The organism is Acidovorax sp. 210-6 (genome assembly GCF_010020825.1).
GTDB classification, from domain to species: Bacteria; Pseudomonadota; Gammaproteobacteria; order Burkholderiales; family Burkholderiaceae_C; genus Simplicispira; species Simplicispira sedimenti.
Map to the genome: position 1 here is coordinate 1,373,155 of NZ_JAACJE010000001.1, position 22,768 is coordinate 1,395,922.

Genomic DNA, 22,768 nt, shown 5'->3' on the forward strand with positions numbered 1-22,768 from the left:
GAAGGGCGTCGCTAAGAGCCTCGTGGATGCATCAGCCTCATTGCAGTCGGTCGCCACCATTGCCGAGTTCGAGTCCATCTGCAAAACACTGGCGGGCATACCGTTGCCGATCGGGGTGTTCTCGGAGGAGCGGCCACGCATTCCGGCCGGTCCGAAACAAGTTGAAGAGCGCCCACGGCCTACTGAGCTCTCAGTAGCCTTCTTGAAGTTCCAGCTTGGTGGCCAACCAGCGGCCAACATCCACCACCTGGTTCCGCGCGAATTGCATGACATGGAGATCGAGGTCAGAGTCTCTCGATGGCCAGAGGGTGCCACGCACCTGGTGCTGACGCCGATCTCGGCAGAGCCCAGGAGCACCTACGAGCTCTCCGAGTTCACGTTCACGAAGCCGTCCACAGAGCCGCCGTACACGCTCATCCAGACGGGTCGTGCGGCTCTCCAGATCGCACAGGGACTGAAATCGAGGCCTTTCGAGTTCAAATACACGGCGGCATTCCAACCTGCCAGCGCAGAGCAGCCCGTTGCTGTCGTCGGCCACCGTACGCTTTTGGTGGAGGGCTTCGACATACGGGTCAACTCGATAACCGGCTATCAGCCTGTCGACGAAAAGATCCTGTTGATCCGCGATCTACTAAGACGGGAAGGCTGGGCAAATGCCGAGGAGCTGTCGGACATTCTTGAGCTGCTGACCAGTCTGGGCAATCTTGCTGGGAGAGCAGTTCAAGACGCCGTGTTCGATGGCGCGTGGGGCGAGAAAGAATTCCAAGTCCAGGTTCGAAAGGACCTTCGCCGGTCGCCTCGCATCGGGTCGGATCTGGAGGAGCACGCCGCGGCCGCAGGGGGCTTCACTGACTTGAGCCTTCGAGGAATCACGATCGAGCTCAAGGAGACGGACACGCGGATCAAACAGATGGAAGACTGCCGCAAGTTTGTCGAGCAAGCTGCCAGCTACGCGGTGGCCAAGGGCAAGCGCGTAGCTCTTTTGTGCATTCTGGATACCAGCGCCAAAGACTCTGCGCCTTGGTCGGCGGCCGACGGCATCGACGTTCTGATGTCAGCACCGCCAGCCAACGTGGCGGTCATCACGCTCGTCATCCAGGGGAACATCACTCGTCCGAGCAAGTTGTCCCGTTGAGGCCTTAGTCGCCTCGCTGGATGTCAAACGCGCACGACATCGTCAGTCAAGTTCCGGGTCTGAATTGGCAGCCCCTTGCAGGTTCTTGCTCGAGTCGCAGCTTTCCTTGGGGGCCTTGAAACTGACCACATCGAACTGAACCGCCCCGGGGCGATTCAAACAAGGAGCCGAGATGCCGCAAAGGAGTCGTTGCTGAACCTCAGCAATCAGTCTTGACCCGACTTTCGCCGCCACCGGCGCCACGACCGCTGCTAGGTGCAATCGCCAGTTTGAGCACCGCGACCCGCTTTATCGAAGCTCCTCGCCCGTTCTCCTTGACAACGGCACGGGTCTCCTGATGCCGGCAACCCACCGATCGGTTGAACAACGCGTCTCCTGAAGATGCGCATAGGTCCGCCAATCCTCTCGGTCTCGCAGGTCGGAGTACAGCAGAACATGGTTTACTTGAACCTAGCTCTAGTCCAGTTCCCAACGTAGTCGAACAGATTCTTCACACTGTTCGAATAGGCCCCATCCGGCGCACCGCAGTTGCCGCATGGCGTGAATCCGTGGGTAGCGCCTTCGATAAAAACAAGGTCCTTGTCGGTGCTCTTCGAATTCTCGAACTCCTCTTCCGAGTCGCGGATGAACAGATAGCCACCCATGCCGGCAACCAGAGTCGGCGCCGAGATGGACCTCACGGCACAGACGGTGGAGTTGTTGCTGGAACAGTGGTCAATACCATCCAGCGAGTTGTTCGACATCACCGCTTGTGTGCTCAGGAAGGAGCGGATGCTCAAGAGCTTGGTGCCGCGATCGAACGCATTGGTTGAATCCTTCGTCTGCAGCTCAACCGGGCTGACCGACACCACCATCTGTTCCGAGATGGAGCCGTCGTTCTTGAGCAGCTTGCGCGGCAGCTTGGTAAAGCGTAGCTTGTCTTTGGGATCCAGGCTGTGCAACTGTGATGCGCCGCCAGGGCCAGCACCGGGATTGCCACCATGCGGGATGAGGAAGATGTCGTTGTCTGGATACGGGCCGCTACCGGCTTGGAGCGCACGGCGCTTTGCGAGCGCCGATTCGATCAACGCGTTCATGCGCTTCGACTGGGCGGCGTAGTAGCGGGCCTGGAAGTCGGCCGTGTACGCGGAGGCACCGCTGGGGTTATATCCATTCGCGGGGTTATAGGGGTCCAGCGCGGGATCGAAGCTCTTCGGCGTTTCATTGACGACCGACCCGTTCAGACTGCGCAACAAGATGACTGGCACGCCCGGGTGCGCGTCGGCCAGCACCAGTGCATCGCCTTTGGGCAGGTTGGCGAGTTCATCGCGGCAAGGAACGAGTTTCTGCGGGCTCTTGCAGAATGCGGTGCCATTTTCTGCAACGGCCTGGTAGTAGCTGAGGGTTGGCCCCCCGCCGCTGTGACCGAACAAGACCACCTTCTCGATACCTGCCTGCTTGCGCAGGTATTCCATGCCGGCCTTGACATCCAGTGCGATGAGGTCCCAATCAACAAGGAATTCGTTGTTGTCGAAGCGCGTGTTCATGCACAGCGCGGCAAAACCTCGCTTGGGCAATTCTTGGCATCCAGGGTGCTGCAGATAGTTGCTCGTGCGATGCACGATCAGGAACGCAACGCGCGGCGCAGGCCCGGAATCTGGCTTGTAGTACATGGCCTTGGCGGGGCCAAGACCGATGTAGGTCGGATTGCCTTGCGCCTGGCTGGATGCCGCCGCAAACACCGTCAGGCCAGCTACTGCAATCTGGAGAAGCTTTGCAGCTCTCTTCCAACCCGAACAAAGCTTCTGATTCACATGGGCCTCCATATTCTGTACTGGCACTTCGCCGAACTCGCGGCCGAATTGCGTGGGGAATCAAACTACCGAACTACCGAACTACCAAACGATCAAACTGACGTATGCCCGAAAAGTCCCAGAGGTCAGGACTTCCGTAGGCGTCCTCTCGCGAGCGACGCTTCGAGGACGCCAGGTGGCGCGTGATGATCCGCCCTGCATCGGTCCAGGCCAATAGATTTGAATCGATAGGCCGGAACGTGTCAATGACTTTGCTGCACCGCTTGTCATAAATTTACTGCGCAGTGCTGGGTTGTTCTCTGGACGTTGGCCTCCGATGGTGGTGGGTTGATCCAGGCTGCGGTCGGCAGCGCATGGGGTTTGGGACGACGGCCCTTGAAGCGCTTCGGTGTCGCGAGGAACGCGGCATCCAGCGCGACCTGACGCGCATCGCGCAGGGCCGGTGCCTGACCGTAGTGCACCGCTTGCGGCGTCATGTAGCCGATGCCCGAGTGCCGGTGCTCGGTGTTGTACCAAGAGAAGAATGCTTGGCAGTGGAGCCGAGCGTCCTCGATGCAGCCGAACCGCGCCGGGAAGTCAGGCCGGTACTTCATGGTCTTGAACTGCGACTCCGAATACGGGTTGTCGTCCGAGACGTGCGGCCTGCTGTGGCTCTTGGCGATGTCCAGCTCCACCAGCAAGGCGGCCACCGGCTTGGAGCGCATGGCCGCCCCCCGGTCGGCGTGCAGCGTGAGCATGCCGCGCTGCACGTCGTGGCGCGAGACGGTGTCGGCGATCAGCTGCTCGGCCAGATCGGCGCTCTCGCGCTCGGCGAGCATCCAGCCCACCACGTGGCGGCTGAAGATGTCCAGGATCACGTACAGATGGAAGCAGGTCCATTTGGCCGGCCCTTTCAGCTTGGTGATGTCCCAGGACCAGATCTGGTTCGGAGCGCTGGCCAGCAGTTCGGGTTTGACGTAGGCCGGGTGGGTGAGCTGGCGGCGACGCTCGCACGAGCCGCCTTGGGTGTTCAGCAGGCGGTACATGGTGCGCACCGAGCCCAGGTATCGCCCCTCGTCGAGCAGCGTGGCGTGCACGGCCGCAGGGGCGGTGTCGGCGAAGCGTTCGCTGTTCAAAGTGTCCAGCAGCAGCGTGCTCTCTTGCGCATCCAAGGCCAGCGGTGGGCGCACTCGCACCGCGCGAGGAGGCCTGGGTCCGACCATGGCTGCGCGCCTTGCCTGGGCCCGCTGGCGGGCCGGCACGCCGCGCGGCAGGCCCAGGGCGCGGCATGCGGCGCCAGCGCCCAGAACGGGGCTGAGTTCGAGCACTGCGGCGATCACGGCAAGTCGCCGGTGGCGTCCATCGAGTTGCCCAGCAAGGCAGCAAGTTTTTTTTGGACATCGATCACGGGGTCTCCTCGTTTTCAGTGCAATAAGTGACGGTACGAAAAGCTAGCACTGGCGCGGAGGTGGTGTTGGTAGATCGTTGATTTCATTGACTTTCCTGTTCACTTTCAAATCTGCGATTCGTGGCGTCAAACCGTGGTCGGTTTCATCCATTGGTGCCAGTTATCGATGCATTTGGCCGCGAAGGCAGGATTTGGTCAGCATAGCGGTCAACCGGGAAGCGAAACACACCCCGCAAGTTGATGCTCTCCAGCCTGGTGGGCGCAATCTTCCCGATCAGTTCCGGTGGAATGACCTGGCGGCGGTTCGACCAGCGATCCAGGACCGCCTGCATCTGTGAGGTATTCCACGCCATCACGATGTTGGCCATCAGGCTCAACGCATCGGCCACAGCCTGCATTTCATCGACACGTTTGGCCTGCGCCGGGCTGATCCGGCCGGTATAAATGGCGCGCTTGAGGGCGTTAACAGCCTCGCCCCGATTGAGCACCCGGCGCAACTCGTTCCTGAAAGCGTCCTTGACAAAGTAGTCAGCCAAAAACGCCGTACGCAGCAACCGCCCCAATTGCACGCCAGCCTCATAGATTGGATCGCCCTGGGCGGCAGAACCGAACCGCGCAAGAGCTGCCACCGCACTGGCATGTCCGCTCATGACCGAGGCTGCCAGGTGCACCAGACTATCCCAATGCTTTTCGATCAAAGCGACGTCGACATTGGCTTCGCACACCGCAGCGATTTCTGCGGGCACTTTGGTGCCGCGTGGCACAAAGAGGTGGCGCTGTTTGAGTTCCTTCAACCGCGGGCAAAGATCAAAACCAAGCAAACGGGCATGTGACATGGCAAAGTCGGTGTAGCCATGGGTATCCACAGCAAGCTGGCTGGTCTCCAGCTTTTCTTGGCGGATGACACCTTCAATGGCCACGCCCGCCTGGCGCTCATTGAGCACAAAGGGCTGCGCATGGAAGATGCCCCACCGGTCTTTTACATGGGAGTAGATTCCAATGGAAGGTGTGTTGCGCCGAGGATCAAGCCGGGCTTGCCACACCCGTTTGGTGGTCTCCATGCTCATCATGTCAGAAGATGCCAAATCGGACCGCCCCCAGGTGGCGGCAATCGGGTGTCGCTGCATGAATTCCAGCACAGCCTGGCAGGCCTGGCTCAGACGCCGTTCGTCCCGCGCCCAGCGCATGGCCTGGCGAATGCTGGTGGCAGACAATTGCGGAATCATGCGCGCGCATTCGACCGCAGTCAGACTGGTGCCGTGGGCCATGATGCCGGCATAGACCATCAGCAGCTCGTCGGTAGAGCGCGGCTCACGTCCGAGCATGATCCAGCTAAAGCGCACCTGGGCGTCAACGGCCAGAATCACTTCCGGCAATTGAACCTCACCGATGCGGTGATCCAAAGCCGCGCGCAGCTTGGTCACTTCTGGGTCTTCGTCCTCTGCGGGCAATGGCGACAAATGGAGTTCATCATCCACGCGCAGTACGCCACTGCGGGCTGCAGCGGCCACCGCATCGACACCGGCAGTTACTCTGGCCAGCAAAGGCTTCAAGAAAGTGGCAGCCTTGCTGGGTAACGATAGACGGGCATAGTGTTTCTTGGACTCTGCCTGCCAACGCTCGTCCGTGAAGAACAAGCGCGCACGACCCCGAAAGCTCAGGCTGTGCTCAATCCAGACCGAGCCATTGCGCACCGCGCGGCGCAGGGCAAACAGGGTGGCCACCTCCAACGCCTGAAACGCCCGTTCCCGGTCTGGGCTGGAGATCGAAACCTGCCAGATCATTCCCAGACTTGGTGCCACCACTTCAACTGGCAGCTTTCTGGATCCTTTGAGATATAAAGCTTGCAGCTTGGCAAGGTACTCGATGGCAGGATGCTCGCCGGTGGCCTGCCAGGGCAGCTTTGCAATGGCGACGAGCAACGACCGCACGGGGCGAATTCCATCAATCAATCCCTCGCGGACCAGGGAGGCCCTGCTCGGTGGTTTGCGTTTCTGGGTTTCGGTGATCAAGGCTTCAAGACGGGCACGCAACTCAGCATCTGGCACCGCACCTTGCGCGCTCAAGGCAACAAGTTCGCCGAGCAGCGTTTTGTACATTGCGGCCCAATTGACGGTAGCGGGGACATCGGCGGCAGCCTGACGCCACAGATCGGCGATCCGGCGCTGCACCATAAGGATCAACTGGTCTGTGGTGGTGAACAGGCAATACCGAAGAAAGCATGCGACCTCCACGGTGCGCGCTGGCTCTTTGATCTTGGCTCCGGCTGAGGGCGGCCTGGAGACAAGTCGGCGCGCGTAGCGGCGCAAGATGAGATCGGGGATGTCTGCCAGGTGCTTATGAACGTCCAGCGTGTAAAGCAGGTCGATGCGCTCCAGTACCTCGCTGATTTGGCGGGTTGAGTGTTTCGCCGGTGCAGCCCATAGCCAACTCTGCTGGGTTTGTCCATCTGGGCGCAGCTCTGAAACTGAGGCTCGCCAGCGATCAAGTGTTGCTGGATCAACGCTGGCGGCGATGGCGGTGCCTGTTTCAACTTCAAGCTGGGCAAGTGCCGCCGCAATCAGTGTCCGAATTGCCCGCTCGTGCACGATCACCAGCTTGTTCTTGTACAGCCATTGACGCGCCCGCACGAGTAGCTGATCGCGGTCGGCGCAGCGCGCCACTTCGTCGCGCAGTTCACGTACCAGTGAGCGGCGCTGGTGCTCGCTCATCCACTGGAATCCAAGGACCGTGCAGGCTACTTGTTGGTGATCGAATAGCGTGCGCCCGCGTTCATACATGGCTCTCAGCGAGGCGACTTCTGGTGCTGCAATGCCAAGCTCGTTGCCAAGGTGGCGCCACAAGGCTACTGGAATTACCCGAAAGGCACCGAGCAAACGCCCACTCATGCGCAGGAAACCAATATGGAGCGCCAGACCAAGCTTGTGGGAATCACCTCGGCGTGCATTGATTGCGTCGCGCTCGGCACCATCGAAGGTGAAAAATGCCTTCATCTCGAAGTCGCTGATATCGCGGGGGAGCCCACGCATCCCCAAAAACGTTGTGTGCCAACCCTGCATCGTGAACCTCAAAAGTGGGAGGCCACCATACCCGTTTACAAAGCGAACAGGAAAGTCAATGAAATCAACGGTCTACCCAGACCACCCCCGCGCCAGTGCTAGCTTTGCGTACCGTCACTTATTGCACTGAAAACGAGGAGACCCGGCAAGCAGTTCTCGACGCAGTTCCAGACGGTGACCGGTTCCTGCGCAGTGCAGTCGAGCGCCATCGTCTTTGGCTCAAGGAGTTTGGCGAGAAGGGCGTCGCTAAGAGCCTCGTGGATGCATCAGCCTCATTGCAGTCGGTCGCCACCATTGCCGAGTTCGAGTCCATCTGCAAAACACTGGCGGGCATACCGTTGCCGATCGGGGTGTTCTCGGAGGAGCGGCCACGCATTCCGGCCGGTCCGAAACAAGTTGAAGAGCGCCCACGGCCTACTGAGCTCTCAGTAGCCTTCTTGAAGTTCCAGCTTGGTGGCCAACCAGCGGCCAACATCCACCACCTGGTTCCGCGCGAATTGCATGACATGGAGATCGAGGTCAGAGTCTCTCGATGGCCAGAGGGTGCCACGCACCTGGTGCTGACGCCGATCTCGGCCAAGCTCTTTTCTTTCTCTCGGGGGGGGTGTGCTGGGTGAGCCCAGGAGCACCTACGAGCTCTCGAGTTCACGTTCACGAAGCCGTCCACAGAGCCGCCGTACACGCTCATCCAGACGGGTCGTGCGGCTCTCCAGATCGCACAGGGACTGAAATCGAGGCCTTTCGAGTTTCAAATACACGGCGGCATTCCAACCTGCCAGCGCAGAGCAGCCCGTGCTGTCGTCGGCCACCGTACGCTTTTGGTGGAGGGCTTCGACATACGGGTCAACTCGATAACCGGCTATCAGCCTGTCGACGAAAAGATCCTGTTGATCCGCGATCTACTAAGACGGGAAGGCTGGGCAAATGCCGAGGAGCTGTCGGACATTCTTGAGCTGCTGACCAGTCTGGGCAATCTTGCTGGGAGAGCAGTTCAAGACGCCGTGTTCGATGGCGCGTGGGGCGAGAAAGAATTCCAAGTCCAGGTTCGAAAGGACCTTCGCCGGTCGCCTCGCATCGGGTCGGATCTGGAGGAGCACGCCGCGGCCGCAGGGGGCTTCACTGACTTGAGCCTTCGAGGAATCACGATCGAGCTCAAGGAGACGGACACGCGGATCAAACAGATGGAAGACTGCCGCAAGTTTGTCGAGCAAGCTGCCAGCTACGCGGTGGCCAAGGGCAAGCGCGTAGCCTTTTGTGCATTCTGGATACCAGCGCCAAAGACTCTGCGCCTTGGTCGGCGGCCGACGGCATCGACGTTCTGATGTCAGCACCGCCAGCCAACGTGGCGGTCATCACGCTCGTCATCCAGGGGAACATCACTCGTCCGAGCAAGTTGTCCCGTTGAGGCCTTAGTCGCCTCGCTGGATGTCAAACGCGCACGACATCGTCAGTCAAGTTCCGGGTCTGAATTGGCAGCCCCTTGCAGGTTCTTGCTCGAGTCGCAGCTTTCCTTGGGGGCCTTGAAACTGACCACATCGAACTGAACCGCCCGGGGCGATTCAAACAAGGAGCCGAGATGCCGCAAAGGAGTCGTTGCTGAACCTCAGCAATCAGTCTTGACCCGACTTTCGCCGCCACCGGCGCCACGACCGCTGCTAGGTGCAATCGCCAGTTTGAGCACCGCGACCCGCTTTATCGAAGCTCCTCGCCCGTTCTCCTTGACAACGGCACGGGTCTCCTGATGCCGGCAACCCACCGATCGGTTGAACAACGCGTCTCCTGAAGATGCGCATAGGTCCGCCAATCCTCTCGGTCTCGCAGGTCGGAGTACAGCAGAACATGGTTTACTTGAACCTAGCTCTAGTCCAGTTCCCAACGTAGTCGAACAGATTCTTCACACTGTTCGAATAGGCCCCATCCGGCGCACCGCAGTTGCCGCATGGCGTGAATCCGTGGGTAGCGCCTTCGATAAAAACAAGGTCCTTGTCGGTGCTCTTCGAATTCTCGAACTCCTCTTCCGAGTCGCGGATGAACAGATAGCCACCCATGCCGGCAACCAGAGTCGGCGCCGAGATGGACCTCACGGCACAGACGGTGGAGTTGTTGCTGGAACAGTGGTCAATACCATCCAGCGAGTTGTTCGACATCACCGCTTGTGTGCTCAGGAAGGAGCGGATGCTCAAGAGCTTGGTGCCGCGATCGAACGCATTGGTTGAATCCTTCGTCTGCAGCTCAACCGGGCTGACCGACACCACCATCTGTTCCGAGATGGAGCCGTCGTTCTTGAGCAGCTTGCGCGGCAGCTTGGTAAAGCGTAGCTTGTCTTTGGGATCCAGGCTGTGCAACTGTGATGCGCCGCCAGGGCCAGCACCGGGATTGCCACCATGCGGGATGAGGAAGATGTCGTTGTCTGGATACGGGCCGCTACCGGCTTGGAGCGCACGGCGCTTTGCGAGCGCCGATTCGATCAACGCGTTCATGCGCTTCGACTGGGCGGCGTAGTAGCGGGCCTGGAAGTCGGCCGTGTACGCGGAGGCACCGCTGGGGTTATATCCATTCGCGGGGTTATAGGGGTCCAGCGCGGGATCGAAGCTCTTCGGCGTTTCATTGACGACCGACCCGTTCAGACTGCGCAACAAGATGACTGGCACGCCCGGGTGCGCGTCGGCCAGCACCAGTGCATCGCCTTTGGGCAGGTTGGCGAGTTCATCGCGGCAAGGAACGAGTTTCTGCGGGCTCTTGCAGAATGCGGTGCCATTTTCTGCAACGGCCTGGTAGTAGCTGAGGGTTGGCCCCCCGCCGCTGTGACCGAACAAGACCACCTTCTCGATACCTGCCTGCTTGCGCAGGTATTCCATGCCGGCCTTGACATCCAGTGCGATGAGGTCCCAATCAACAAGGAATTCGTTGTTGTCGAAGCGCGTGTTCATGCACAGCGCGGCAAAACCTCGCTTGGGCAATTCTTGGCATCCAGGGTGCTGCAGATAGTTGCTCGTGCGATGCACGATCAGGAACGCAACGCGCGGCGCAGGCCCGGAATCTGGCTTGTAGTACATGGCCTTGGCGGGGCCAAGACCGATGTAGGTCGGATTGCCTTGCGCCTGGCTGGATGCCGCCGCAAACACCGTCAGGCCAGCTACTGCAATCTGGAGAAGCTTTGCAGCTCTCTTCCAACCCGAACAAAGCTTCTGATTCACATGGGCCTCCATATTCTGTACTGGCACTTCGCCGAACTCGCGGCCGAATTGCGTGGGGAATCAAACTACCGAACTACCGAACTACCAAACGATCAAACTGACGTATGCCCGAAAAGTCCCAGAGGTCAGGACTTCCGTAGGCGTCCTCTCGCGAGCGACGCTTCGAGGACGCCAGGTGGCGCGTGATGATCCGCCCTGCATCGGTCCAGGCCAATAGATTTGAATCGATAGGCCGGAACGTGTCAATGACTTTGCTGCACCGCTTGTCATAAATTTACTGCGCAGTGCTGGGTTGTTCTCTGGACGTTGGCCTCCGATGGTGGTGGGTTGATCCAGGCTGCGGTCGGCAGCGCATGGGGTTTGGGACGACGGCCCTTGAAGCGCTTCGGTGTCGCGAGGAACGCGGCATCCAGCGCGACCTGACGCGCATCGCGCAGGGCCGGTGCCTGACCGTAGTGCACCGCTTGCGGCGTCATGTAGCCGATGCCCGAGTGCCGGTGCTCGGTGTTGTACCAAGAGAAGAATGCTTGGCAGTGGAGCCGAGCGTCCTCGATGCAGCCGAACCGCGCCGGGAAGTCAGGCCGGTACTTCATGGTCTTGAACTGCGACTCCGAATACGGGTTGTCGTCCGAGACGTGCGGCCTGCTGTGGCTCTTGGCGATGTCCAGCTCCACCAGCAAGGCGGCCACCGGCTTGGAGCGCATGGCCGCCCCCCGGTCGGCGTGCAGCGTGAGCATGCCGCGCTGCACGTCGTGGCGCGAGACGGTGTCGGCGATCAGCTGCTCGGCCAGATCGGCGCTCTCGCGCTCGGCGAGCATCCAGCCCACCACGTGGCGGCTGAAGATGTCCAGGATCACGTACAGATGGAAGCAGGTCCATTTGGCCGGCCCTTTCAGCTTGGTGATGTCCCAGGACCAGATCTGGTTCGGAGCGCTGGCCAGCAGTTCGGGTTTGACGTAGGCCGGGTGGGTGAGCTGGCGGCGACGCTCGCACGAGCCGCCTTGGGTGTTCAGCAGGCGGTACATGGTGCGCACCGAGCCCAGGTATCGCCCCTCGTCGAGCAGCGTGGCGTGCACGGCCGCAGGGGCGGTGTCGGCGAAGCGTTCGCTGTTCAAAGTGTCCAGCAGCAGCGTGCTCTCTTGCGCATCCAAGGCCAGCGGTGGGCGCACTCGCACCGCGCGAGGAGGCCTGGGTCCGACCATGGCTGCGCGCCTTGCCTGGGCCCGCTGGCGGGCCGGCACGCCGCGCGGCAGGCCCAGGGCGCGGCATGCGGCGCCAGCGCCCAGAACGGGGCTGAGTTCGAGCACTGCGGCGATCACGGCAAGTCGCCGGTGGCGTCCATCGAGTTGCCCAGCAAGGCAGCAAGTTTTTTTTGGACATCGATCACGGGGTCTCCTCGTTTTCAGTGCAATAAGTGACGGTACGAAAAGCTAGCACTGGCGCGGAGGTGGTGTTGGTAGATCGTTGATTTCATTGACTTTCCTGTTCACTTTCAAATCTGCGATTCGTGGCGTCAAACCGTGGTCGGTTTCATCCATTGGTGCCAGTTATCGATGCATTTGGCCGCGAAGGCAGGATTTGGTCAGCATAGCGGTCAACCGGGAAGCGAAACACACCCCGCAAGTTGATGCTCTCCAGCCTGGTGGGCGCAATCTTCCCGATCAGTTCCGGTGGAATGACCTGGCGGCGGTTCGACCAGCGATCCAGGACCGCCTGCATCTGTGAGGTATTCCACGCCATCACGATGTTGGCCATCAGGCTCAACGCATCGGCCACAGCCTGCATTTCATCGACACGTTTGGCCTGCGCCGGGCTGATCCGGCCGGTATAAATGGCGCGCTTGAGGGCGTTAACAGCCTCGCCCCGATTGAGCACCCGGCGCAACTCGTTCCTGAAAGCGTCCTTGACAAAGTAGTCAGCCAAAAACGCCGTACGCAGCAACCGCCCCAATTGCACGCCAGCCTCATAGATTGGATCGCCCTGGGCGGCAGAACCGAACCGCGCAAGAGCTGCCACCGCACTGGCATGTCCGCTCATGACCGAGGCTGCCAGGTGCACCAGACTATCCCAATGCTTTTCGATCAAAGCGACGTCGACATTGGCTTCGCACACCGCAGCGATTTCTGCGGGCACTTTGGTGCCGCGTGGCACAAAGAGGTGGCGCTGTTTGAGTTCCTTCAACCGCGGGCAAAGATCAAAACCAAGCAAACGGGCATGTGACATGGCAAAGTCGGTGTAGCCATGGGTATCCACAGCAAGCTGGCTGGTCTCCAGCTTTTCTTGGCGGATGACACCTTCAATGGCCACGCCCGCCTGGCGCTCATTGAGCACAAAGGGCTGCGCATGGAAGATGCCCCACCGGTCTTTTACATGGGAGTAGATTCCAATGGAAGGTGTGTTGCGCCGAGGATCAAGCCGGGCTTGCCACACCCGTTTGGTGGTCTCCATGCTCATCATGTCAGAAGATGCCAAATCGGACCGCCCCCAGGTGGCGGCAATCGGGTGTCGCTGCATGAATTCCAGCACAGCCTGGCAGGCCTGGCTCAGACGCCGTTCGTCCCGCGCCCAGCGCATGGCCTGGCGAATGCTGGTGGCAGACAATTGCGGAATCATGCGCGCGCATTCGACCGCAGTCAGACTGGTGCCGTGGGCCATGATGCCGGCATAGACCATCAGCAGCTCGTCGGTAGAGCGCGGCTCACGTCCGAGCATGATCCAGCTAAAGCGCACCTGGGCGTCAACGGCCAGAATCACTTCCGGCAATTGAACCTCACCGATGCGGTGATCCAAAGCCGCGCGCAGCTTGGTCACTTCTGGGTCTTCGTCCTCTGCGGGCAATGGCGACAAATGGAGTTCATCATCCACGCGCAGTACGCCACTGCGGGCTGCAGCGGCCACCGCATCGACACCGGCAGTTACTCTGGCCAGCAAAGGCTTCAAGAAAGTGGCAGCCTTGCTGGGTAACGATAGACGGGCATAGTGTTTCTTGGACTCTGCCTGCCAACGCTCGTCCGTGAAGAACAAGCGCGCACGACCCCGAAAGCTCAGGCTGTGCTCAATCCAGACCGAGCCATTGCGCACCGCGCGGCGCAGGGCAAACAGGGTGGCCACCTCCAACGCCTGAAACGCCCGTTCCCGGTCTGGGCTGGAGATCGAAACCTGCCAGATCATTCCCAGACTTGGTGCCACCACTTCAACTGGCAGCTTTCTGGATCCTTTGAGATATAAAGCTTGCAGCTTGGCAAGGTACTCGATGGCAGGATGCTCGCCGGTGGCCTGCCAGGGCAGCTTTGCAATGGCGACGAGCAACGACCGCACGGGGCGAATTCCATCAATCAATCCCTCGCGGACCAGGGAGGCCCTGCTCGGTGGTTTGCGTTTCTGGGTTTCGGTGATCAAGGCTTCAAGACGGGCACGCAACTCAGCATCTGGCACCGCACCTTGCGCGCTCAAGGCAACAAGTTCGCCGAGCAGCGTTTTGTACATTGCGGCCCAATTGACGGTAGCGGGGACATCGGCGGCAGCCTGACGCCACAGATCGGCGATCCGGCGCTGCACCATAAGGATCAACTGGTCTGTGGTGGTGAACAGGCAATACCGAAGAAAGCATGCGACCTCCACGGTGCGCGCTGGCTCTTTGATCTTGGCTCCGGCTGAGGGCGGCCTGGAGACAAGTCGGCGCGCGTAGCGGCGCAAGATGAGATCGGGGATGTCTGCCAGGTGCTTATGAACGTCCAGCGTGTAAAGCAGGTCGATGCGCTCCAGTACCTCGCTGATTTGGCGGGTTGAGTGTTTCGCCGGTGCAGCCCATAGCCAACTCTGCTGGGTTTGTCCATCTGGGCGCAGCTCTGAAACTGAGGCTCGCCAGCGATCAAGTGTTGCTGGATCAACGCTGGCGGCGATGGCGGTGCCTGTTTCAACTTCAAGCTGGGCAAGTGCCGCCGCAATCAGTGTCCGAATTGCCCGCTCGTGCACGATCACCAGCTTGTTCTTGTACAGCCATTGACGCGCCCGCACGAGTAGCTGATCGCGGTCGGCGCAGCGCGCCACTTCGTCGCGCAGTTCACGTACCAGTGAGCGGCGCTGGTGCTCGCTCATCCACTGGAATCCAAGGACCGTGCAGGCTACTTGTTGGTGATCGAATAGCGTGCGCCCGCGTTCATACATGGCTCTCAGCGAGGCGACTTCTGGTGCTGCAATGCCAAGCTCGTTGCCAAGGTGGCGCCACAAGGCTACTGGAATTACCCGAAAGGCACCGAGCAAACGCCCACTCATGCGCAGGAAACCAATATGGAGCGCCAGACCAAGCTTGTGGGAATCACCTCGGCGTGCATTGATTGCGTCGCGCTCGGCACCATCGAAGGTGAAAAATGCCTTCATCTCGAAGTCGCTGATATCGCGGGGGAGCCCACGCATCCCCAAAAACGTTGTGTGCCAACCCTGCATCGTGAACCTCAAAAGTGGGAGGCCACCATACCCGTTTACAAAGCGAACAGGAAAGTCAATGAAATCAACGGTCTACCCAGACCACCCCCGCGCCAGTGCTAGCTTTGCGTACCGTCACTTATTGCACTGAAAACGAGGAGACCCCGGCAAGCAGTTCTCGACGCAGTTCCAGACGGTGACCGGTTCCTGCGCAGTGCAGTCGAGCGCCATCGTCTTTGGCTCAAGGAGTTTGGCGAGAAGGGCGTCGCTAAGAGCCTCGTGGATGCATCAGCCTCATTGCAGTCGGTCGCCACCATTGCCGAGTTCGAGTCCATCTGCAAAACACTGGCGGGCATACCGTTGCCGATCGGGGTGTTCTCGGAGGAGCGGCCACGCATTCCGGCCGGTCCGAAACAAGTTGAAGAGCGCCCACGGCCTACTGAGCTCTCAGTAGCCTTCTTGAAGTTCCAGCTTGGTGGCCAACCAGCGGCCAACATCCACCACCTGGTTCCGCGCGAATTGCATGACATGGAGATCGAGGTCAGAGTCTCTCGATGGCCAGAGGGTGCCACGCACCTGGTGCTGACGCCGATCTCGGCAGAGCCCAGGAGCACCTACGAGCTCTCCGAGTTCACGTTCACGAAGCCGTCCACAGAGCCGCCGTACACGCTCATCCAGACGGGTCGTGCGGCTCTCCAGATCGCACAGGGACTGAAATCGAGGCCTTTCGAGTTCAAATACACGGCGGCATTCCAACCTGCCAGCGCAGAGCAGCCCGTTGCTGTCGTCGGCCACCGTACGCTTTTGGTGGAGGGCTTCGACATACGGGTCAACTCGATAACCGGCTATCAGCCTGTCGACGAAAAGATCCTGTTGATCCGCGATCTACTAAGACGGGAAGGCTGGGCAAATGCCGAGGAGCTGTCGGACATTCTTGAGCTGCTGACCAGTCTGGGCAATCTTGCTGGGAGAGCAGTTCAAGACGCCGTGTTCGATGGCGCGTGGGGCGAGAAAGAATTCCAAGTCCAGGTTCGAAAGGACCTTCGCCGGTCGCCTCGCATCGGGTCGGATCTGGAGGAGCACGCCGCGGCCGCAGGGGGCTTCACTGACTTGAGCCTTCGAGGAATCACGATCGAGCTCAAGGAGACGGACACGCGGATCAAACAGATGGAAGACTGCCGCAAGTTTGTCGAGCAAGCTGCCAGCTACGCGGTGGCCAAGGGCAAGCGCGTAGCTCTTTTGTGCATTCTGGATACCAGCGCCAAAGACTCTGCGCCTTGGTCGGCGGCCGACGGCATCGACGTTCTGATGTCAGCACCGCCAGCCAACGTGGCGGTCATCACGCTCGTCATCCAGGGGAACATCACTCGTCCGAGCAAGTTGTCCCGTTGAGGCCTTAGTCGCCTCGCTGGATGTCAAACGCGCACGACATCGTCAGTCAAGTTCCGGGTCTGAATTGGCAGCCCCTTGCAGGTTCTTGCTCGAGTCGCAGCTTTCCTTGGGGGCCTTGAAACTGACCACATCGAACTGAACCGCCCCGGGGCGATTCAAACAAGGAGCCGAGATGCCGCAAAGGAGTCGTTGCTGAACCTCAGCAATCAGTCTTGACCCGACTTTCGCCGCCACCGGCGCCACGACCGCTGCTAGGTGCAATCGCCAGTTTGAGCACCGCGACCCGCTTTATCGAAGCTCCTCGCCCGTTCTCCTTGACAACGGCACGGGTCTCCTGATGCCGGCAACCCACCGATCGGTTGAACAACGCGTCTCCTGAAGATGCGCATAGGTCCGCCAATCCTCTCGGTCTCGCAGGTCGGAGTACAGCAGAACATGGTTTACTTGAACCTAGCTCTAGTCCAGTTCCCAACGTAGTCGAACAGATTCTTCACACTGTTCGAATAGGCCCCATCCGGCGCACCGCAGTTGCCGCATGGCGTGAATCCGTGGGTAGCGCCTTCGATAAAAACAAGGTCCTTGTCGGTGCTCTTCGAATTCTCGAACTCCTCTTCCGAGTCGCGGATGAACAGATAGCCACCCATGCCGGCAACCAGAGTCGGCGCCGAGATGGACCTCACGGCACAGACGGTGGAGTTGTTGCTGGAACAGTGGTCAATACCATCCAGCGAGTTGTTCGACATCACCGCTTGTGTGCTCAGGAAGGAGCGGATGCTCAAGAGCTTGGTGCCGCGATCGAACGCATTGGTTGAATCCTTCGTCTGCAGCTCAACCGGGCTGACCGACACCACCATCTGTTCCGAGATGGAGCCGTCGTTCTTGAGCAGCTTGCGCGGCAGCTTGGTAAAGCGTAGCTTGTCTTTGGGATCCAGGCTGTGCAACTGTGATGCGCCGCCAGGGCCAGCACCGGGATTGCCACCATGCGGGATGAGGAAGATGTCGTTGTCTGGATACGGGCCGCTACCGGCTTGGAGCGCACGGCGCTTTGCGAGCGCCGATTCGATCAACGCGTTCATGCGCTTCGACTGGGCGGCGTAGTAGCGGGCCTGGAAGTCGGCCGTGTACGCGGAGGCACCGCTGGGGTTATATCCATTCGCGGGGTTATAGGGGTCCAGCGCGGGATCGAAGCTCTTCGGCGTTTCATTGACGACCGACCCGTTCAGACTGCGCAACAAGATGACTGGCACGCCCGGGTGCGCGTCGGCCAGCACCAGTGCATCGCCTTTGGGCAGGTTGGCGAGTTCATCGCGGCAAGGAACGAGTTTCTGCGGGCTCTTGCAGAATGCGGTGCCATTTTCTGCAACGGCCTGGTAGTAGCTGAGGGTTGGCCCCCCGCCGCTGTGACCGAACAAGACCACCTTCTCGATACCTGCCTGCTTGCGCAGGTATTCCATGCCGGCCTTGACATCCAGTGCGATGAGGTCCCAATCAACAAGGAATTCGTTGTTGTCGAAGCGCGTGTTCATGCACAGCGCGGCAAAACCTCGCTTGGGCAATTCTTGGCATCCAGGGTGCTGCAGATAGTTGCTCGTGCGATGCACGATCAGGAACGCAACGCGCGGCGCAGGCCCGGAATCTGGCTTGTAGTACATGGCCTTGGCGGGGCCAAGACCGATGTAGGTCGGATTGCCTTGCGCCTGGCTGGATGCCGCCGCAAACACCGTCAGGCCAGCTACTGCAATCTGGAGAAGCTTTGCAGCTCTCTTCCAACCCGAACAAAGCTTCTGATTCACATGGGCCTCCATATTCTGTACTGGCACTTCGCCGAACTCGCGGCCGAATTGCGTGGGGAATCAAACTACCGAACTACCGAACTACCAAACGATCAAACTGACGTATGCCCGAAAAGTCCCAGAGGTCAGGACTTCCGTAGGCGTCCTCTCGCGAGCGACGCTTCGAGGACGCCAGGTGGCGCGTGATGATCCGCCCTGCATCGGTCCAGGCCAATAGATTTGAATCGATAGGCCGGAACGTGTCAATGACTTTGCTGCACCGCTTGTCATAAATTTACTGCGCAGTGCTGGGTTGTTCTCTGGACGTTGGCCTCCGATGGTGGTGGGTTGATCCAGGCTGCGGTCGGCAGCGCATGGGGTTTGGGACGACGGCCCTTGAAGCGCTTCGGTGTCGCGAGGAACGCGGCATCCAGCGCGACCTGACGCGCATCGCGCAGGGCCGGTGCCTGACCGTAGTGCACCGCTTGCGGCGTCATGTAGCCGATGCCCGAGTGCCGGTGCTCGGTGTTGTACCAAGAGAAGAATGCTTGGCAGTGGAGCCGAGCGTCCTCGATGCAGCCGAACCGCGCCGGGAAGTCAGGCCGGTACTTCATGGTCTTGAACTGCGACTCCGAATACGGGTTGTCGTCCGAGACGTGCGGCCTGCTGTGGCTCTTGGCGATGTCCAGCTCCACCAGCAAGGCGGCCACCGGCTTGGAGCGCATGGCCGCCCCCCGGTCGGCGTGCAGCGTGAGCATGCCGCGCTGCACGTCGTGGCGCGAGACGGTGTCGGCGATCAGCTGCTCGGCCAGATCGGCGCTCTCGCGCTCGGCGAGCATCCAGCCCACCACGTGGCGGCTGAAGATGTCCAGGATCACGTACAGATGGAAGCAGGTCCATTTGGCCGGCCCTTTCAGCTTGGTGATGTCCCAGGACCAGATCTGGTTCGGAGCGCTGGCCAGCAGTTCGGGTTTGACGTAGGCCGGGTGGGTGAGCTGGCGGCGACGCTCGCACGAGCCGCCTTGGGTGTTCAGCAGGCGGTACATGGTGCGCACCGAGCCCAGGTATCGCCCCTCGTCGAGCAGCGTGGCGTGCACGGCCGCAGGGGCGGTGTCGGCGAAGCGTTCGCTGTTCAAAGTGTCCAGCAGCAGCGTGCTCTCTTGCGCATCCAAGGCCAGCGGTGGGCGCACTCGCACCGCGCGAGGAGGCCTGGGTCCGACCATGGCTGCGCGCCTTGCCTGGGCCCGCTGGCGGGCCGGCACGCCGCGCGGCAGGCCCAGGGCGCGGCATGCGGCGCCAGCGCCCAGAACGGGGCTGAGTTCGAGCACTGCGGCGATCACGGCAAGTCGCCGGTGGCGTCCATCGAGTTGCCCAGCAAGGCAGCAAGTTTTTTTTGGACATCGATCACGGGGTCTCCTCGTTTTCAGTGCAATAAGTGACGGTACGAAAAGCTAGCACTGGCGCGGAGGTGGTGTTGGTAGATCGTTGATTTCATTGACTTTCCTGTTCACTTTCAAATCTGCGATTCGTGGCGTCAAACCGTGGTCGGTTTCATCCATTGGTGCCAGTTATCGATGCATTTGGCCGCGAAGGCAGGATTTGGTCAGCATAGCGGTCAACCGGGAAGCGAAACACACCCCGCAAGTTGATGCTCTCCAGCCTGGTGGGCGCAATCTTCCCGATCAGTTCCGGTGGAATGACCTGGCGGCGGTTCGACCAGCGATCCAGGACCGCCTGCATCTGTGAGGTATTCCACGCCATCACGATGTTGGCCATCAGGCTCAACGCATCGGCCACAGCCTGCATTTCATCGACACGTTTGGCCTGCGCCGGGCTGATCCGGCCGGTATAAATGGCGCGCTTGAGGGCGTTAACAGCCTCGCCCCGATTGAGCACCCGGCGCAACTCGTTCCTGAAAGCGTCCTTGACAAAGTAGTCAGCCAAAAACGCCGTACGCAGCAACCGCCCCAATTGCACGCCAGCCTCATAGATTGGATCGCCCTGGGCGGCAGAACCGAACCGCGCAAGAGCTGCCACCGCACTGGCATGTCCGCTCATGACCGAGGCTGCCAGGTGCACCAGACTATCCCAATGCTTTTCGATCAAAGCGACGTCGACATTGGCTTCGCACACCGCAGCGATTTCTGCGGGCACTTTGGTGCCGCGTGGCACAAAGAGGTGGCGCTGTTTGAGTTCCTTCAACCGCGGGCAAAGATCAAAACCAAGCAAACGGGCATGTGACATGGCAAAGTCGGTGTAGCCATGGGTATCCACAGCAAGCTGGCTGGTCTCCAGCTTTTCTTGGCGGATGACACCTTCAATGGCCACGCCCGCCTGGCGCTCATTGAGCACAAAGGGCTGCGCATGGAAGATGCCCCACCGGTCTTTTACATGGGAGTAGATTCCAATGGAAGGTGTGTTGCGCCGAGGATCAAGCCGGGCTTGCCACACCCGTTTGGTGGTCTCCATGCTCATCATGTCAGAAGATGCCAAATCGGACCGCCCCCAGGTGGCGGCAATCGGGTGTCGCTGCATGAATTCCAGCACAGCCTGGCAGGCCTGGCTCAGACGCCGTTCGTCCCGCGCCCAGCGCATGGCCTGGCGAATGCTGGTGGCAGACAATTGCGGAATCATGCGCGCGCATTCGACCGCAGTCAGACTGGTGCCGTGGGCCATGATGCCGGCATAGACCATCAGCAGCTCGTCGGTAGAGCGCGGCTCACGTCCGAGCATGATCCAGCTAAAGCGCACCTGGGCGTCAACGGCCAGAATCACTTCCGGCAATTGAACCTCACCGATGCGGTGATCCAAAGCCGCGCGCAGCTTGGTCACTTCTGGGTCTTCGTCCTCTGCGGGCAATGGCGACAAATGGAGTTCATCATCCACGCGCAGTACGCCACTGCGGGCTGCAGCGGCCACCGCATCGACACCGGCAGTTACTCTGGCCAGCAAAGGCTTCAAGAAAGTGGCAGCCTTGCTGGGTAACGATAGACGGGCATAGTGTTTCTTGGACTCTGCCTGCCAACGCTCGTCCGTGAAGAACAAGCGCGCACGACCCCGAAAGCTCAGGCTGTGCTCAATCCAGACCGAGCCATTGCGCACCGCGCGGCGCAGGGCAAACAGGGTGGCCACCTCCAACGCCTGAAACGCCCGTTCCCGGTCTGGGCTGGAGATCGAAACCTGCCAGATCATTCCCAGACTTGGTGCCACCACTTCAACTGGCAGCTTTCTGGATCCTTTGAGATATAAAGCTTGCAGCTTGGCAAGGTACTCGATGGCAGGATGCTCGCCGGTGGCCTGCCAGGGCAGCTTTGCAATGGCGACGAGCAACGACCGCACGGGGCGAATTCCATCAATCAATCCCTCGCGGACCAGGGAGGCCCTGCTCGGTGGTTTGCGTTTCTGGGTTTCGGTGATCAAGGCTTCAAGACGGGCACGCAACTCAGCATCTGGCACCGCACCTTGCGCGCTCAAGGCAACAAGTTCGCCGAGCAGCGTTTTGTACATTGCGGCCCAATTGACGGTAGCGGGGACATCGGCGGCAGCCTGACGCCACAGATCGGCGATCCGGCGCTGCACCATAAGGATCAACTGGTCTGTGGTGGTGAACAGGCAATACCGAAGAAAGCATGCGACCTCCACGGTGCGCGCTGGCTCTTTGATCTTGGCTCCGGCTGAGGGCGGCCTGGAGACAAGTCGGCGCGCGTAGCGGCGCAAGATGAGATCGGGGATGTCTGCCAGGTGCTTATGAACGTCCAGCGTGTAAAGCAGGTCGATGCGCTCCAGTACCTCGCTGATTTGGCGGGTTGAGTGTTTCGCCGGTGCAGCCCATAGCCAACTCTGCTGGGTTTGTCCATCTGGGCGCAGCTCTGAAACTGAGGCTCGCCAGCGATCAAGTGTTGCTGGATCAACGCTGGCGGCGATGGCGGTGCCTGTTTCAACTTCAAGCTGGGCAAGTGCCGCCGCAATCAGTGTCCGAATTGCCCGCTCGTGCACGATCACCAGCTTGTTCTTGTACAGCCATTGACGCGCCCGCACGAGTAGCTGATCGCGGTCGGCGCAGCGCGCCACTTCGTCGCGCAGTTCACGTACCAGTGAGCGGCGCTGGTGCTCGCTCATCCACTGGAATCCAAGGACCGTGCAGGCTACTTGTTGGTGATCGAATAGCGTGCGCCCGCGTTCATACATGGCTCTCAGCGAGGCGACTTCTGGTGCTGCAATGCCAAGCTCGTTGCCAAGGTGGCGCCACAAGGCTACTGGAATTACCCGAAAGGCACCGAGCAAACGCCCACTCATGCGCAGGAAACCAATATGGAGCGCCAGACCAAGCTTGTGGGAATCACCTCGGCGTGCATTGATTGCGTCGCGCTCGGCACCATCGAAGGTGAAAAATGCCTTCATCTCGAAGTCGCTGATATCGCGGGGGAGCCCACGCATCCCCAAAAACGTTGTGTGCCAACCCTGCATCGTGAACCTCAAAAGTGGGAGGCCACCATACCCGTTTACAAAGCGAACAGGAAAGTCAATGAAATCAACGGTCTACCCAGACCACCCCCGCGCCAGTGCTAGCTTTGCGTACCGTCACTTATTGCACTGAAAACGAGGAGA

Annotated in this window: 10 protein-coding genes and 3 pseudogenes; 4 read left to right on the forward strand and 9 right to left on the reverse strand. The window is 60.2% G+C overall.

What is annotated here, in order from left to right; genetic code table 11:
- Positions 1–22 precede the first annotated feature (22 nt).
- Positions 23–1,135 carry a hypothetical protein gene (locus GWK50_RS06380; protein WP_162015742.1) on the forward strand — a complete coding sequence of 371 codons (1,113 nt, stop codon included), beginning with the start codon at positions 23–25 and terminating at the stop codon, positions 1,133–1,135.
- A 440-nt stretch (positions 1,136–1,575) separates the two neighbouring features.
- Here GWK50_RS06380 and GWK50_RS06385 read toward each other — a convergent pair whose 3' ends face one another.
- The 3 genes and pseudogenes from GWK50_RS06385 to GWK50_RS06395 all read right to left on the reverse strand — a co-directional run bounded on the left by GWK50_RS06385 (position 1,576) and on the right by GWK50_RS06395 (position 7,374).
- Positions 1,576–2,928 (reverse strand): alpha/beta hydrolase, encoded by a 1,353-nt coding sequence (locus GWK50_RS06385; protein ID WP_162015743.1) that lies wholly within the window; start codon positions 2,926–2,928, stop codon positions 1,576–1,578.
- Between the two features lie 377 nt (positions 2,929–3,305).
- Positions 3,306–4,259, reverse strand: a pseudogene (locus tag GWK50_RS06390) (IS3 family transposase); the annotation flags it as partial.
- 199 nt (positions 4,260–4,458) lie between these two features.
- The gene (locus GWK50_RS06395; RefSeq protein WP_003049965.1) at positions 4,459–7,374 is read right to left on the reverse strand and encodes a Tn3-like element IS1071 family transposase; all 2,916 of its coding nucleotides are present in this window, start codon (positions 7,372–7,374) and stop codon (positions 4,459–4,461) included.
- A 104-nt stretch (positions 7,375–7,478) separates the two neighbouring features.
- On the opposite strand from GWK50_RS06395, the gene GWK50_RS06400 reads away from it, so the two are divergent.
- Both GWK50_RS06400 and GWK50_RS06405 read left to right on the forward strand, forming a co-directional pair.
- Positions 7,479–7,991 (forward strand): hypothetical protein, encoded by a 513-nt coding sequence (locus tag GWK50_RS06400; protein ID WP_162015745.1) that lies wholly within the window; start codon positions 7,479–7,481, stop codon positions 7,989–7,991.
- A gap of 204 nt (positions 7,992–8,195) precedes the next feature.
- The gene (locus tag GWK50_RS06405; RefSeq protein WP_162015746.1) at positions 8,196–8,696 is read left to right on the forward strand and encodes a hypothetical protein; all 501 of its coding nucleotides are present in this window, start codon (positions 8,196–8,198) and stop codon (positions 8,694–8,696) included.
- Positions 8,697–9,218: 522 nt separating this feature from the next.
- Here GWK50_RS06405 and GWK50_RS06410 read toward each other — a convergent pair.
- The 3 genes and pseudogenes from GWK50_RS06410 to GWK50_RS06420 form a co-directional block, all read right to left on the reverse strand.
- Positions 9,219–10,571, reverse strand: a complete 1,353-nt coding sequence (locus GWK50_RS06410) for an alpha/beta hydrolase (protein WP_162015743.1) — start codon at positions 10,569–10,571, stop codon at positions 9,219–9,221.
- Between the two features lie 377 nt (positions 10,572–10,948).
- Positions 10,949–11,902: pseudogene (locus GWK50_RS06415) on the reverse strand (IS3 family transposase); the annotation flags it as partial.
- A gap of 199 nt (positions 11,903–12,101) precedes the next feature.
- The gene (locus tag GWK50_RS06420) at positions 12,102–15,017 is read right to left on the reverse strand and encodes a Tn3-like element IS1071 family transposase (RefSeq protein ID WP_003049965.1); all 2,916 of its coding nucleotides are present in this window, start codon (positions 15,015–15,017) and stop codon (positions 12,102–12,104) included.
- A 258-nt stretch (positions 15,018–15,275) separates the two neighbouring features.
- Here GWK50_RS06420 and GWK50_RS06425 point away from each other — a divergent pair, with 258 nt between their 5' ends.
- Positions 15,276–16,388 carry a hypothetical protein gene (locus tag GWK50_RS06425; protein WP_162015742.1) on the forward strand — a complete coding sequence of 371 codons (1,113 nt, stop codon included), beginning with the start codon at positions 15,276–15,278 and terminating at the stop codon, positions 16,386–16,388.
- A gap of 440 nt (positions 16,389–16,828) precedes the next feature.
- Here GWK50_RS06425 and GWK50_RS06430 read toward each other — a convergent pair whose 3' ends face one another.
- From GWK50_RS06430 to GWK50_RS06440, 3 genes and pseudogenes are all read right to left on the reverse strand, one after another.
- A complete protein-coding gene (locus tag GWK50_RS06430; protein WP_162015743.1) occupies positions 16,829–18,181 on the reverse strand; it encodes an alpha/beta hydrolase in 1,353 nt (450 codons plus the stop codon).
- A 377-nt stretch (positions 18,182–18,558) separates the two neighbouring features.
- Positions 18,559–19,512 (reverse strand): annotated as a pseudogene (locus tag GWK50_RS06435) (IS3 family transposase); the annotation flags it as partial.
- 199 nt (positions 19,513–19,711) lie between these two features.
- Entirely contained in the window at positions 19,712–22,627 is a 2,916-nt protein-coding gene (locus tag GWK50_RS06440; protein WP_003049965.1) for a Tn3-like element IS1071 family transposase, read from the reverse strand.
- Positions 22,628–22,768 lie beyond the last annotated feature (141 nt).

Coding starts and splice junctions, on each gene's coding strand:
- GWK50_RS06395 (WP_003049965.1), bottom strand. CDS start 7,374: ATGCAGGGTTGGCACACAACGTTTTTGGGGATGCGTGGGCTCCCCCGC.
- GWK50_RS06440 (WP_003049965.1), bottom strand. CDS start 22,627: ATGCAGGGTTGGCACACAACGTTTTTGGGGATGCGTGGGCTCCCCCGC.
- GWK50_RS06420 (WP_003049965.1), bottom strand. CDS start 15,017: ATGCAGGGTTGGCACACAACGTTTTTGGGGATGCGTGGGCTCCCCCGC.